Annotated in this window: 10 protein-coding genes and 1 riboswitch; of the genes, 3 read left to right on the top strand and 7 right to left on the bottom strand. The window is 43.3% G+C overall.

Annotated features, from left to right (window positions below; all coding sequences use genetic code 11):
• Window positions 1-147: 147 nt before the first annotated feature.
• The 7 genes from K9M52_RS15750 to K9M52_RS15780 all read right to left on the bottom strand — a co-directional run bounded on the left by K9M52_RS15750 (window position 148) and on the right by K9M52_RS15780 (window position 10802).
• On the bottom strand, window positions 148-516 hold the full coding sequence (locus K9M52_RS15750) for a VOC family protein (RefSeq protein ID WP_224069389.1): 369 nt from the start codon (window positions 514-516) through the stop codon (window positions 148-150).
• Between the two features lie 14 nt (window positions 517-530).
• Window positions 531-1133 (bottom strand): TetR/AcrR family transcriptional regulator, encoded by a 603-nt coding sequence (locus K9M52_RS15755; protein WP_224069390.1) that lies wholly within the window; start codon window positions 1131-1133, stop codon window positions 531-533.
• 267 nt (window positions 1134-1400) lie between these two features.
• Complete coding sequence (locus K9M52_RS15760; protein ID WP_224069391.1) at window positions 1401-3812, bottom strand: TonB-dependent receptor; 2412 nt, start codon at window positions 3810-3812, stop codon at window positions 1401-1403.
• Window positions 3813-3884: 72 nt separating this feature from the next.
• Window positions 3885-3985: riboswitch (TPP riboswitch) on the bottom strand.
• A gap of 107 nt (window positions 3986-4092) precedes the next feature.
• Window positions 4093-6792: an MGH1-like glycoside hydrolase domain-containing protein gene (locus tag K9M52_RS15765; protein ID WP_224069392.1), complete on the bottom strand. Its 2700-nt coding sequence runs from the start codon at window positions 6790-6792 to the stop codon at window positions 4093-4095.
• Window positions 6793-6856: 64 nt separating this feature from the next.
• The gene (locus K9M52_RS15770; protein ID WP_224069393.1) at window positions 6857-7660 is read right to left on the bottom strand and encodes a glucose 1-dehydrogenase; all 804 of its coding nucleotides are present in this window, start codon (window positions 7658-7660) and stop codon (window positions 6857-6859) included.
• A gap of 275 nt (window positions 7661-7935) precedes the next feature.
• Window positions 7936-9327 carry an efflux RND transporter periplasmic adaptor subunit gene (locus tag K9M52_RS15775; protein ID WP_224069394.1) on the bottom strand — a complete coding sequence of 464 codons (1392 nt, stop codon included), beginning with the start codon at window positions 9325-9327 and terminating at the stop codon, window positions 7936-7938.
• Window positions 9328-9371: 44 nt separating this feature from the next.
• Window positions 9372-10802 (bottom strand): TolC family protein, encoded by a 1431-nt coding sequence (locus K9M52_RS15780; RefSeq protein ID WP_224069395.1) that lies wholly within the window; start codon window positions 10800-10802, stop codon window positions 9372-9374.
• 171 nt (window positions 10803-10973) lie between these two features.
• On the opposite strand from K9M52_RS15780, the gene K9M52_RS15785 reads away from it, so the two are divergent.
• From K9M52_RS15785 to K9M52_RS15795, 3 genes are all read left to right on the top strand, one after another.
• The gene (locus tag K9M52_RS15785; protein WP_224069396.1) at window positions 10974-11744 is read left to right on the top strand and encodes a TIGR02757 family protein; all 771 of its coding nucleotides are present in this window, start codon (window positions 10974-10976) and stop codon (window positions 11742-11744) included.
• Window positions 11745-12081: 337 nt separating this feature from the next.
• Window positions 12082-12978 (top strand): helix-turn-helix domain-containing protein, encoded by an 897-nt coding sequence (locus K9M52_RS15790; RefSeq protein WP_224069397.1) that lies wholly within the window; start codon window positions 12082-12084, stop codon window positions 12976-12978.
• Window positions 12979-13140: 162 nt separating this feature from the next.
• A complete protein-coding gene (locus K9M52_RS15795) occupies window positions 13141-14148 on the top strand; it encodes an aldo/keto reductase (RefSeq protein ID WP_224069398.1) in 1008 nt (335 codons plus the stop codon).
• The last annotated feature ends 97 nt before the right edge of the window (window positions 14149-14245 follow it).

Here is a 14245-nt window from a genome sequence, read left to right on the forward strand (position 1 = left end):
GAAATAGGCTGTTCCGGCTGTTTACCTGGCTGTTAAATTGCTGTTCGACCGCCAGCATTTTCAGGGCGTTTTATCCGCTTCGTTGCTGTTTTTCGTTTATGTATTGAGAAAAACTATTATAAACGCCTACGAAACCTACCTATGTTGCTATTTCGCTTCTGCAAAATGATGCCCGATTTCAATAAATAGATTGTCAAAGTAGAAGTAGAAACCATAACTATTCCTTATATTTTTGGGGAATTGATCTATTTTATTTTTCCCGCTTAACAGTTTTCGGTGAAGGTCGTCCACTTCATCCGGACTGTCCAACATGAAACCAATATGGAAGTCTTTTGGATAATCCGTGTCACCGGTTTTACTCTGCATGATTACCAGCGAGAACTTATCGGGATTTTGCAGCACGGCAATGATATTGTCACCTTTTACAACTTTACACTGGAAATCAAAATAAGTCTCAAAAAAGACGGTGGTTTTCTGTACATCGTTAACGACCAGATTGAGATGATTAATTCTCATTTTTTATAATTTAGCTATTTTTCTGTAGATTCAAATGTTAGGGCTTTCATGACCAATTCAAAGCATTGCCATAGTTTTTGCTCGGTAAGAGAAAACGCTGTGCCAGCCATAGTTGCTTTATCCAGATGAAATTTTACCAACGTATAAAAAGGACCATAAGCGACAGCCCAGAATATTTCTGGGGGTAAATCCACTATTTCTTTGTTATGTACGGCGTTATAAGTAAAAGCTTGCATTGCCTTTATGAAAGCTGCCGGTTTCATATTTTTTTGATGTATAAGCGGCGAGTTCCTGAATTGTTCGTAAAACTGGTAAGCTAAGGGATTTTGAATGATATTGGTAAGTCGGTTTTTCCATTGCAGCCACAATCCTTCTTTAAATCTTAGATTTTCAGAGAAATTATGCAATGCGTCTTTTTCGAATTTTTCCTGCACCTCGCTGTAAAGTCTATTTACCAGCTCCTCTCTGCTATCAAAATATACATAAATGGTGGACGGAGAAATATTAGCTCGTTTAGCCAGCTTCTGCATACTCAAGCCGTCAAATCCCTCATTCACAATCATTTCCATCGCCTTTTTCCGGATAACGATCTCCTTATTTTCGTCTTTTAGTCTCATGGCGCAAATATAATCGAATAATCGTTCGATTATATATTTTTTGCAACTTCTTTCAGAGAGACCGGTCAAAAAAAAGAGGCCATGTACCGGCCTCTCTTTGCTTAATTACGAGGTGTAACATGGTACTGCTATGCTATGCATCAGGTTTTTACTCTTGTATAGCCTTCGCTTCAGGCTTCCCAGACTCCCCCAGTGGGGACGCCTCCGCCTGTTTTTGTTTAGTGTCCGGCTGCGCACCCCCTTTTCTTCATAGCAGTTACTGTAACATTATAAATCCATCTGAACCCCCGCCATAAAATGAATAGGCGCTGCCGGGAAATAGTATAGCCAATTGTTGATGGCACCGCCCTCATATTCCGGATAGGTGGCTCCGTTTGTAAAGTATTTTGTGCTGAACAGGTTATAGACCTGCCCTATCAGTTGAAACCGTTTAAACCAGTTGCCACTCAATTGATAGACGACTCTGATATCCTGATTGTAATATCCTTCCAGACTGCGGTCTTTGTTTTGTGTATTATCTACATATTGTCTGCCAACATATTTTCCTTCCAGGGACAGCGTCATTGCATCAACTGGATGAAAACTAATGCTGGCACCTCCTACGATATTAGGAGAATAAGCGATGTCCGTATTGTGTTGGGTTTCAATAATGGGGTCCAACTCATTCCAGTCGTTGTCATAGGCCGTATAATAAGCGGTGTACTTATCGATCTTATTTTTGCTGAGAGACAAGTTAAATGCCGCATCCATCCAATTGACAAATTTGTAATTAGCCTGGAGTTCAATACCTGCACGGTAGCTGTTTGGTACATTAATTCTTGTGGCTTCTCCTACATCATTTAATTGACCGGTTAACACCAGCTGATCCTTATAACGCATATAATATAGGCCTATAGCATAAAAGTATTTACCGGCTTTTTTTTCCATTCCCAATTCAAAATCGTGTAATTGCTCTCTTTTGGGTTGGTGTGTCAGACCTGCCTCGAAGTCATCCCGATTAGGCTCTTTGTTGGCCAGGGCGTAGCTCAGATAGGCATTGTAGCCATTTTTGGCGTAAGAGATACCCACTTTTGGGTTGTAGAAATCAAATTTTCTTTCCACTTTTAAATCCGGATGCCCGCTAAAACCTTTCATTTTGTGCCATACATGACGGTATTGCATATCTGCGAATAAATGCCAATAGTCGGCAAAATCATGCATCCATTTCAGATACACATTCTTGTCATATTTATAAGCAGGCGTATTGTAATATTCATACTCAGGTGTCATACCTCCATTGGCTGCCCATATGACCCGCCCGTAATGCCCGCCATCATAATTGGTCCAGGCCCCTCCTAAAGTGAACAGGTCATTTGTCTGTTTCCATTGCAATGAAAAAGTTTGTCCATAAAAATAATTATCTAAATATTTTCTTCGGATGAGGTCTGTGGATAAGGTATCTACTGGTTTGATACCGTAATCTGTGTAATTTTCATTATTTTCATACTCTTCATAATAGCCGATCCCTCTGGTCAGGAAGGAGGCTAAACTAAAGGACCATGCAGCGTTAAAAGAGTGATTGATAAAGAGCTGATAGTGACTTTGTGTATAATTATCAGTTTGATTGGCGTAATAAGAATCGGTAGCCTCAATATACCCCAATTCATTATAGGTAGGATCATCTTTGATATGGTCTTGGGGAACGCCGTTCCAGGCCTGGTAGGTCTTTTCTTTACCGGTGATAAAGTTGAAGCGAACAGTGGTGTTTTTCCCTACATATGCTGTTGAGAATAACAGGGATTCCAGTTTACTGGAGGCGCGGTCAATATAACCGTCACTGCTGATATGGCTTAATCTGATGTCTGCCGTGAATTTACCGTCAATCAGTCCGCTCCCGGCTGCCACCGTATTTTTCCAGCTATTATAGGAGCCATAGCTATTGCTAAGCGTAGCATAGGGAAGTTGATGAACCTGGTTGGTGCTGATATTTATAGTGGCTCCAAATGCACCTGCCCCATTTGACGAAGTGCCTACACCTCTTTGAACTTGTATAGAGTTAATTGAAGAAGCAATGTCTGGCATATCAACGAAATAAGATCCGGAGCTCTCGGCATCATTATAAGGAATGCCATTGAGTGTAACATTGGTTCTCGAAGCGTCGGAACCTCGGATATGGATACCGGTATACCCGATCCCATTACCGGCATCAGAATTGACAACTACGCCTGGCGTCTGGTTTAACAGATATGGCAGATCCCGGCCCAGATTCTTTTCCTGTATTTCTGCCGCATTGATATTGGTTTTGGCAAACGGGGCATGATCGGCTGCTCTTATAGCCCTTACTTCCAGCGGGTCCAGTGCCTTTGTTATAGGCGTCAAAAAGAACACCTTATCCAGTAGGCCGTTACTGGTCCGGATTTCGGGTGAAGAGGGCTCATAACCAATAGCTTCTATCGTGATTTTGTATTTACTGTGTTTTTGGAGCCGCAGTGAAAAATGTCCGTTGTTATCTGCTATTATCTTACCAGAATCATTCTTATTGATTTCCTGAAATCTGACCGTTGCGCTTTCTACCGGTTGCCTGTCTGTATTTATAATACGACCTTCTAAGACAACCTGTTGTGCTTCGGAAAGCAATGGCATCAAACCCATTAATACAACACCTAATAGCGGGCACAAGATAACACAGAACCTTTTCATAAATATTTAAATGTGAACAGGTTACTGTTTAGCAGAGAGGGGAACACTACATATGTGTACTGCAATATGTAGGTGGCGATTTGCAGCCTTCCCTTCGCAGGCATTATCCTGTTCAGGTTATACGGGTTTGATCTCAGCCTTCCGTTTAAGGAAAAGCACCCCGAGGAAAATTACGGCTGCAAAGGTAAGTAAGTATTGGGGAAATTTAAAAAGGATTTTTAAGATTGAATAGTATGGCCATTTGTGATTTGATTATAGAAAGCCCTTTAGGTTGCGGAGGTTATTTTCCTCTTTTTTGGTTATACTTCGACTGGATCATTTTAGCGATAATACCTGTCCAGCCTGTTTGGTGAGAGGCGCCGAGCCCCTTTCCGGTGTCTCCATGGAAATATTCGTGAAAGAGGATGTACTTGCTGAAATTCGGATCGGTCTGCTGTTTTTCATCTCCATTCAGAAAGGCCCTCCTTCCATCTTTGTCTGCAGCAAATAGCTGTAGATTCCTACAGGCCAGGAATTCAGAGATTTCAAGAATAGTCATGTAGTTGCCGCTGCCGGTGGGGCATTCCACTTTAAAATCATTACCATAATAAAAGTGGAACCGCTGCAGGCTTTCCACGATCAGAAAGTTAATAGGCATCCAGATCGGCCCTCTCCAGTTACTGTTGCCACCAAACATATTAGAATCTGATTCCCCTGGCGTATAGGCCACATTATAGTTAAAATCACCAATTTTGAGGGAATATGGATGGTCTTTATGATACTTAGATACGGAGCGGACTCCATATGGGCTAAGGAACTCATTTTCATCCAACATGCGTTCCAGGATCTTTTTCATCCGGTGTCCTCTAAGTAACGATAGTAAATGGAGCGTGTTGTTTTGTTCTTTCCATCTGGACACCAGGCTTGCCAGTTCCGGTTTGTTTTCATAGAGCCAATTCATTCGTTTGATGAATTCCGGTGCTTGTTGCAGACTGGCCTCATCAATGACCTCTACCGCGAAGAGCGGAATAATGCCGACGATACTTCTTAATTTAAGCCGGATATTCTCTCCGTATTTGGTGCGGATCTGGTCGTAATAAAACTCATCTTCCTCATCCCAAAGCCCCTCTCCGTCGCCTTTTACATTTTCCATAGCATAGGCGATGGACAAAAAGTGTTCAAAAAACTTTGATGCCATATCCTGATATACGAGGTCGGTTTTACAGAGCTCTAACGCGATGCGCATCATATTCAGAGCGAACATGGCCATCCAGGCAGTGGCATCAGATTGCTCCAGTTGTACACCATGCGCTGTCGCCTCATTTCTGTCAAATACCCCGATATTATCCAGACCCAGGAAGCCGCCTTCGAATATATTGTTCCTTTCAGCATCTTTTCGATTGACCCACCAGGTAAAATTGAGGAGCAGTTTGTGATAAACTGCTTTTAAAAACTCCGTGTCAGCCTTACCGTTGTTTTTTTCATCAATCTTATAGACTCTCCAGGTAGCCCAGGCATGAACAGGCGGGTTAACATTGCCAAAATCCCATTCATAGGCAGGCAGCTGCCCGTTGGCGTGCATATACCAATCATGGGTAATAATATAAAGTTGATTTTTGGCAAATGCCGAATCTATCATAGCAAAATTTACCGCATGAAATGCCAGATCCCAGGTAGCATACCAGGGATATTCCCATTTATCCGGCATGGATATTATATCCATATTGTCGATATTTTGCCACTCGCTATTACGGCCTTCCTTTCTGGACGCGGGTGGTGGCGGTGCCGTCGGATCTCCCTGAAGCCATTTACTGACATTATAGTGATAGAATTGCTTGGACCATAATGTTCCTGCCAGTGCCTGCCTTTGAATCAGTTTCTCCTCTGCATCCGGTACAATCTCCTGCAAGGCTTCATAATAATGATCTGTTTCCTCCAGTCTAGTTTTATAAATACGATCAAAGTTTTTGAATGGATCTGTGAGTGCTTTCTGGGACAACCTGAATCGAAGCGTTTTTGTTGCCCCTGGTTCTATATTTTCAATGATATGGATGGAGGCTTTCGTCCCCGACTTATCATTTACCGCCTTTACATTGTCATGTATTACGTATTCATTAATGCCATCTTTTAGATAGGTACTGTCATTGGCACTGCCGTAGAGTTTTTGATTGTTGGTTTCGTTATCGCAAAACAGGAAGGCGCCGGAAGACTCTGTATAAAAATGGTAGGTACCTAATGTCTCATGGGTGAACTCCAGATGGTTATTTTCAACAGCATGAATGGCTGGTTTTTTTGCTTGCAATTCCCAGCTCCAGCAGTTCCTGAACCAGAGGGTTGGCAGAATATGGAGGCGTTCTTTAGTATCTGAAGAGCGGTTGGTAACCGTCAGCTGGATTAAAATATCCTCGATATTATTTTTTGCATATTCAATAACGATATCAAAATATTGCCCGTTGTCAAGGATACCTGTGTCCATGAGCTCGAATTCAGGATCCTGATGGGTTCTTTGAGCATTCTGGTCAATTAGCTGCTCATATGGAAATGCCCCAAATGGATATTTGTAGAGCATTTTCATATAAGAATGTGTGGGCGTATTGTCCAGATAATAGTACAGTTCTTTTACATCTTCTCCATGGTTACCTTCATAGTTGGTGAGGCCAAATAAGCGCTCCTTAAGTATCGGGTCTCTCCCATTCCAGAAAGCCCAGGCGAAACACAGATTCTGCTTATCATCACAGAAGCCTCCCAGTCCTTCCTCACCCCAACGCCACGCCTTGGAACGGGCCATCTCATGGGTCGTGGATCGCCACGCATCGCCCGAAGCGCTATAGTCTTCTCTGACGGTTCCCCATTGTCTGTAACTCAGATAAGGCCCCCATTTTTTCCAGCCAGTTTCTTCTAGTCGCTTGCCTTCAGCCGTTTGATGAATAGACTCAACCTGCGGATCATGTAGCTGCTTCTGGTTAGCCTCTTTTGCACTCTTTGCTTGCTTCTCTTCCATAATTGCTTTTCATGAAATAGTCGGTTAGATTAACTTCTGTTACCGCATATTCAAAATATTTATACTATCCGTTGGTTCTAAATCCGGGAAACAGGGTCATGCCACCATCCACAAATAAAGAGGCCCCGTTCACATAATCACTGTCATCGCTAGCCAACCACACGGCAGCTTTCCCGATATCTTCCGGCTGTCCGATCCTCTTATAGGGAATCAACGTGAGTAGTTCATCCAGCGCTTCTTTGGTACTCCAGGCGTCCTTATTGATGGGTGTCTGAATGGCGCCAGGGCATATGCTGTTGACACGTACTTTTCTGCCGGCGAATTCCTGAGCAATGGTCTGCATCAACATATCAATACCTCCTTTACTGGATGCATAATTGGCATGTCCTGCCCAGGGAATGACCTGATGCACGCTACTCATGCAGATAATCTTGCCGGCAGCACAAGAGGTGTCAGATACAACGCCTCTGCTCAGAAATTCTTTGATGGCTTCCCGGGCACAGAGAAACTGGCCGGTGAGATTGACATCGATCACCGCATTCCATTGTTTCAGGGACATTGTCTCAAAGGCACTGTCCACCTGGATTCCTGCATTATTGACAAGGATATCTACGGTACCATATAGTTTTTTTGTGTGCTCAAACATCGCAATTACCTGATCTTCCTGGCTAACATCACACTGAAACATACTGCCCTCTCCCCCCGCCTGGGTGATACTGTCTAGCACGGCTTGTGCATCTGGCGCAGTTTTCTCAAAAGGGTAATTAATGATCACTTTGGCGCCTTCTGCTGCCATGCACTGAGCGACGCTTTTGCCAATGCCACTGCTGGATCCGGTAATGATGGCCACCTGATTTTTGAGTTTCATCTGGAATTGTTTTAAGTTATTGAGAAACGGATGATACCGGAATTACTATTCCGGGAATATCCTTAGGCAAGTACACGCTTGTCCTGGCCTTTTTACAATCCTCAATGTCGCAAAATTTTGGCAATCATCTGTTTAAAACATGTTATTTTTTTTATACACTTATTTAAGAGCTGCTCAACTGTTTTATAGCTTAAAAGAAACTGACCCGGCCATTTAATAGATATGACCGGGTCAGTTATTTAATGAGTCTTATAAACTCAGCTTTTATTCGTCTTTTACTTTTTGATTTCTATTAACTGGGATTTGTCAACCACATGCACTTTATCGCCCGCTTTCAGGAGTTTACTGACGGTATCGTATGAACCTGTGACAATCTGGTCCCCTGTTTTGAGGCCACTGGTAATCTCAATATAATTAATATCCTGGATCCCAGTTTGGACAACAACAGGTTTTACTTTACCATCTTTACCAATCACAAATACAACTTCGGAAATGCCATCATCGCTACCACCTGCGGCATTTGTTGATGAAGCTGTATTAGCTGTTGCTTTGGCAGAATCTGTTTTACGACTTTTGGCAGTTGTATCTGCTTTTTGCAAGTCTTTGGTATCCCGAGTGGTGACGGCATTGATAGGAACAGCAAGAACACTTTCCTTTGTATTGGTTTCGATATCTGCACTGGCTGACATACTGGGTCGGAACGGGAAAGGTTTGCCTTTGCCGATGAGGTCTTTGTAACTTTCCGGGTCCAGCAGGATATGTACCAGATAATTTGTTGCTGTCGTAGAAGCTGTGGCGGTGGATGTCGTGGCATCATTTGGCTGAGGATTGGCGATCTGTGTAACCACTCCCCTGAATTTACGCTGATTATATGCGTCCACTTGAATACTAGCCTTGTCACCGATACGGACCTTGTGAATATCGTTTTCACCGACATTTACCCTTACCTCAATTTGACCCAGATCAGCAATACGCATCATTTCGGTACCGGTCATCTGAGCAGTTCCTACAACGCGTTCGCCTTTTTTAACGTCCATCAGACTGATGATACCGTCCATGGGAGAAACAATGGTGGCTCTCTCTACGTCAGTCTGGGCACGCAACAGACTTGCCTGGGAGCTTTCTACGTTGAATTTGTTGGCATTAATTGTCGCTTGTGCGGCCTTATAATTTGACTTAGCTGATAAGTAAGCCTGTTCCGCCTGCTCAAACTCTGACTGGGAAATAACCTTCTGATCTAATAGTATCTTCTGACGATTATAAGCTTCTTGTGTCTGATTCAGGGAGGCCTTCAGACCGGCCAGCTGATCAATGGCGTTTTGTACCTGCGCTTTAGACTGGGCTACAACTGCGGCAGCCTGATCTCTCTGACTGGCATAGATATCTGCATAGATTTTGGCCAGCACCTGTCCTTTTCTCACGGTATCTCCTTCCTGTACAGGCAGGTCTACGATCTCCCCGGAAATGTCGGATGATACTTTTACTTCCGTCACAGGATAGATCTGTCCGGAAGCAGTGACCAATTCCGTAATCGTTCTGGTGGTCGCTTTTTCAGCTGACACTTTGATGCCTTCGTCTTTTCCAAAAGCCCCCATTTTGCTGAGTATAACCAGCAGGACGATTAGTAAAACCAGTATAGCGATGATCCATTTAAGTTTCTTACTCATAATAATAGAATATAGTATTGAATAGTGGCGCTTTGCTTTTTAATTTAAAGATGTATTTGATTGAATTTATAAAACTCAAGTACTTTGAGTCTGAAAATATACTCATACCGGGCGGCTGACTGATTGATTTTAGCGGTATAGAGATTATTTTGAGCCACCAGATAATCAGAAGCAGAGAGCATTCCGTTTTCATATCGTAATTCAGCCAGATGATAGGCATACTGGGCGTAGGATGCACCTTTTGTATTCGCATTAAATTTCTCTATACCCGATTTAGCATTGGTATAGGCGGTGTAAATATCTTGCTGAAGTGTCTGATTGTTCTGTGCCTGTTGTAGCTGGAGGTTGGTAACGTTGAGTTTTGCCTGCTCCCAGGCTGTCCTTGATTGCCGGTTATTGAATATCGGAATATTTAAACTGATACCAACGGCCTGAGAAAGGTTGATGTCGAAGATCTGTTTGCCATAGGATGCTTTTCCATATACCGGAATCTGTCCTTGGGCAGTCGAATAGTAATCCTTACCGTTGATATTGATTGTACCGATGGTATCCATATAGGGAAAGGAACCGGTCTGTGTCATAAATGAACTGGCATAATTGGATCCAACAGAACCGAAAGCAGATAAGGTCGGATACAAGGCAGCCCTGGCTGATTTAGCTGCATATTTAGCGGAAAGTATCTTCAGGGAATCCACTCTTTGCTGATATTGCGTCTGGACCGCATGTTTATAGAGTGCATCTGGCTGAAGTTCACTGATGGGCTCCAGTGGGATTTTGTCCACATCCGGCAGGGATACTTCAAAAGGCGCATCAGCACTTAAGTTCAGTAGAGCCAGTAGCTGCAGCTTATTTTGTTCCATCGTCGTGACATTAGTAATGTAGGTGCTGCTGTCGGTAGCCAACTGGGAGGCCAGCTGAGCTGCATTTAGCTCAGGTAGGGCGCCCGCCTCCACCTGTTTCTTTGTCAAATCTAATTGATTGGTTGTCAATTCGATCTGTCCCTTTGCAATATTGACCTGCTCTTTGGCTAGCAAATACTGCAAATAGGCAGCGGCGACATTAAGCGTTACATCACTTTTGGCCCTTTCGATGTCTGATGCAGAGGCTTCGCCCTGGATCTTTTTGGCTTTGATATCGTTTTGAACCCGGAAGAAATTGAACAAAGTGACTCCTGTCTGGATACCGTAGCTCTGAAAGAGTACTCTGTTGGTCGTAAATTGGTTGGTAGTGGGGTCCACAGATCTACCAAAATTATACCCTCCTTGTGTGTTGAAACTCAGTGTAGGGATTTGATTGGCTTTAGCCTGTTTGAGTGTCAGTGCGTCAAGCCGGGCCTGCACATCAGATTGCTTGACTGATATGTTATTATCCAGGGCATATTGGACGCAGCGTTGCAGGTCCCAGGTCTCGCTTTGCTGTGCAAAGATCAACATAGGGGCCGCCAGAAATGCCGCTAATAGCTTTAGTTTCTTCATGTAAAGTATCCGTTTTTGTACTTTCCAGGTGACAAAAGCCTGTACGGTGGCTCACCTATGGAAGGATGAACAAATATAATATTGATTTGCATGCATTCCATGTATTTTTAGATAAACGGAAAAAGGCCGTCATGTACGGTAAATTACCGGGAAATTCCCTTACTTCGCCAGATGGAACTCAAACGCTTTTTAGATCGTAAAGTCGCGGAATTTAACCGGCCGTCTTTTATCCTGGAAGACCCGGTCAGTATTCCCCATCAGTTTACCTTAAAACAGGATCAGGAAATTGCCGGTTTTTTTGCCGCTATCTTTGCCTGGGGAAACCGGTCAGTCATTATCAAAAAAGCGACGGAGCTCATGCAGCGAATGGATAATGCTCCCTATCAGTTTTGTCTGGAGCATACGGATAGTGATTTAAAAAAACTATTGAATTTCAAACACCGTACTTTTAATGATACAGATCTGCTCTATTTTATAGTGTTCTTACACGAGCACTATAGAAGGTTTGATTCGTTGGAGGATGCTTTTCTTATGGAATTGCCAAAAGATGAACCTTTTTCCATGAAAACCAGCCTGGTTCATTTTTACCATTACTTCTTTTCTTTGCCTGATTTGCCCTACAGAACGCGCAAACATATCGCTACTCCCGAAAAAAATGCCACTTGTAAAAGACTTAATATGTTCCTTAGGTGGATGGTCAGACGAGACAATCAGGGCGTCGATCTGGGGCTTTGGAAAAACATCCGGATGGCTGATCTGATTTGTCCGATAGATCTGCATGTTGCCAAAGTGGCCCGCAGGCTGACACTATTAGATAGAAGCCAAACAGACTGGCGCGCAGCGCAGCAATTGACAGACAGGCTCAAAGAACTGGATCCGGGAGATCCGGCCAAATATGATTTTGCCTTATTTGGTTTAGGTGTGGTTGAAAAATATTATTAAGTTGACGAGTGCCATAGTCCTACTGCCGGTTCACAAGCGCTCTTCCCAGGCGGGTGGTCTTTTCCAGTTTTCTGACAGTCGTGTGGTCGGTATGGGATGTGCGTTTTTTAAGATTGTGTAATAGGTTATTTTGCTACCCAGCTGCATACTACCGGCCAGACACCATTTTTTGGCTTGGCATTAGCTTCCTACAGCCTTGCTTGACTCCTATATGATTTCCAGGCTGGCGTATTGTGAAAGACTTGTTGACAGAATCGTTATAGATGATTGGGGGAATAGTGACAAAGGACGCAATCAGAAAGTGGCCAGAATTCCTTGAGATGATGTAAATTTGGGAATGGAAAACATGGAATGCACCGGATTGCAGTACCGGTCATTTTTGCCCATAGGTAAAGATGGCGATTTTACCCGTCAAAAAGGGGATTTTAATGTCTATGACAGGAAGCTTTGTCAGTTCAAAACACCTTACAGAAGAAGGGACTTTTATAAGATAACCCTGATCGAAAATAAAGGGCTCCTTCATTATGCGGAAAAGGTCATCCCCGTTACGGGCCCTACCCTTTTGTTTTCAAATCCGATGATACCTTATTGCTGGGAAGCAGAACCTGGTGTGCAATATGGCAAGTACTGTGTATTTACTGCAGCGTTTTTGACAAGAAACAGCTCCGGTGGGATCATTCATCCCTTATTTACGCAGGGAAAGGCTAGACCGGTATTTCACCTGGACAAAACAAAAAGAGAGCAGATTGCCGGCATCTTTAGGCAAATGGAAATCGAGCATCGGTCTGATTATGCTGAAAGGGAAAGCCTGATATTCAATTATGTGCAAATACTTATCCACGAAGCTTGCAAGCTAAGTCCAGTAGAGAATATAGTATCACAACCGGGCAGTGCTGCGGCCAGAATTACGGCACTGTTTATGGAAATGCTTGACCGGCAGTTTCCGGTGGATCCCAGAGAAGGACTATTGTTGAAGAAAGCAGCCGATTATGCTGATAGCCTTTCCGTCCATGTGAACCATCTGAATCGTGCCATTAAAGAAGTAACTGGTGAAACGACCACACATTGGATTGCCTCCCGTTTGATCATAGAAGCCCAGCAACTACTGTTACATACCGATCTGAATGTTGCAGAGATTGCCTATGCACTGGGCTTCGATTATCCCTCCTATTTTAATCAGTTTTTTCGCAAGATGACCGACAGGACACCCGCTGCTTATAGAACAAGAGCTTAAAGTGAAGTTTCTCTGACAGAGAAGGTGTCTGTTTAAGGTTTGGCTATCGCTGTTTGTTGAGCTGAAGCGAATTGTTTGATTTTTATAATGACTTATGTGATTATTGTTATAGCTGCCACTGGTTGCACGCTAACTTTGTATTCTAAACAAAAAATCAAACATATGAAATTTAGACAACTTGGAAACACAGGAGAAAACCTATCTGCTATCGGCCTGGGATGTATGGGATTAAATTTTGCCTATGGAGACAGCGTAGATGAAAAAAATGCTGTTCGACTTTTGGAAAGGTCCATCGACCTGGACGTTAATTTTTGGGATACAGCAGACATGTATGCCCAGGGAGCGAACGAAGCGTTGATTTCTAAGGCACTGGTGCCCAACAGAGACAAGATTTTTATTGCCACTAAGTTCGGGTTCCGGCGTAGAAGTGGCGGCAGCGGTTTTAGTAGTGATCCAAATACGTATATCGACGGGTCTCCTGCTTACATAAAAGAAGCAGTAGAAAAATCCCTTAAAAGGCTGAATATAGATACAATCGACCTGTATTACGCACATAGAGTAGATCCAAAGATCCCTATTGAAGAGACCGTCGGAGCCATGGCTGATCTGGTAAAAGAAGGGAAAATACGGTATCTAGGATTGTCAGAAGCTGCCGCCGGCTCATTAAGACGCGCCGCTTCGGTTCATCCGATCGCTGCTTTGCAAAGTGAATATTCTTTACTCAGCCGGGATATCGAAGGCGATATTTTGGATACCTGTCGTGAATTAAAAATTTCTTTGGTTCCTTATAGTCCGTTGTCCAGGGGATTGATTACTGCGACGATTGAAGATCCGTCAAAACTGCCCGATACTGATTTTAGAAAAAGCTTACCGCGGTTCGATCTGATAAACTGGGAAAATAACCAAAAGCTGATCGCTGGATTTGCAGAACTGGCAGTTTCTATTAATGCCACGCCTGCTCAACTGGCCATCGCCTGGGTTTTAAGTCGCGGCGAAGATATTATTCCTATCCCCGGTACCAAGAAAATAAAATACCTGGAGCAAAATATTCAGGCAACAGATATGGAACTTAATCCGGTGATTTTGCAAAAACTGGATACCCTGGTTAAGGCCTATCCTATTCAGGGTGATCGCTACAGTGAACGTTCTATGGAAACACTGAATAGATAGGAAGAGAGCATCTCAAGTCTCAAAAAAAATTCCCGCTGAATAGACATTCAGCGGGGTTCCTTTTTGGGGTGTATAATAACCTTAAAAAGAACATGAG

Source organism: Arachidicoccus terrestris (assembly GCF_020042345.1).
Classification (GTDB): Bacteria; Bacteroidota; Bacteroidia; order Chitinophagales; family Chitinophagaceae; genus Arachidicoccus; species Arachidicoccus terrestris.

What these genes read in the sequence shown, in the direction of transcription:
- K9M52_RS15760 (WP_224069391.1), bottom strand. Translation starts at nt 3,812, where the DNA reads ATGAAAAGGTTCTGTGTTATCTTGTGCCCGCTATTAGGTGTTGTATTA.
- K9M52_RS15750 (WP_224069389.1), bottom strand. Translation starts at nt 516, where the DNA reads ATGAGAATTAATCATCTCAATCTGGTCGTTAACGATGTACAGAAAACC.
- K9M52_RS15775 (WP_224069394.1), bottom strand. Translation starts at nt 9,327, where the DNA reads ATGAGTAAGAAACTTAAATGGATCATCGCTATACTGGTTTTACTAATC.
- K9M52_RS15755 (WP_224069390.1), bottom strand. Translation starts at nt 1,133, where the DNA reads ATGAGACTAAAAGACGAAAATAAGGAGATCGTTATCCGGAAAAAGGCG.
- K9M52_RS15795 (WP_224069398.1), top strand. Translation starts at nt 13,141, where the DNA reads ATGAAATTTAGACAACTTGGAAACACAGGAGAAAACCTATCTGCTATC.
- K9M52_RS15790 (WP_224069397.1), top strand. Translation starts at nt 12,082, where the DNA reads ATGGAAAACATGGAATGCACCGGATTGCAGTACCGGTCATTTTTGCCC.
- K9M52_RS15770 (WP_224069393.1), bottom strand. Translation starts at nt 7,660, where the DNA reads ATGAAACTCAAAAATCAGGTGGCCATCATTACCGGATCCAGCAGTGGC.
- K9M52_RS15785 (WP_224069396.1), top strand. Translation starts at nt 10,974, where the DNA reads ATGGAACTCAAACGCTTTTTAGATCGTAAAGTCGCGGAATTTAACCGG.
- K9M52_RS15765 (WP_224069392.1), bottom strand. Translation starts at nt 6,792, where the DNA reads ATGGAAGAGAAGCAAGCAAAGAGTGCAAAAGAGGCTAACCAGAAGCAG.
- K9M52_RS15780 (WP_224069395.1), bottom strand. Translation starts at nt 10,802, where the DNA reads ATGAAGAAACTAAAGCTATTAGCGGCATTTCTGGCGGCCCCTATGTTG.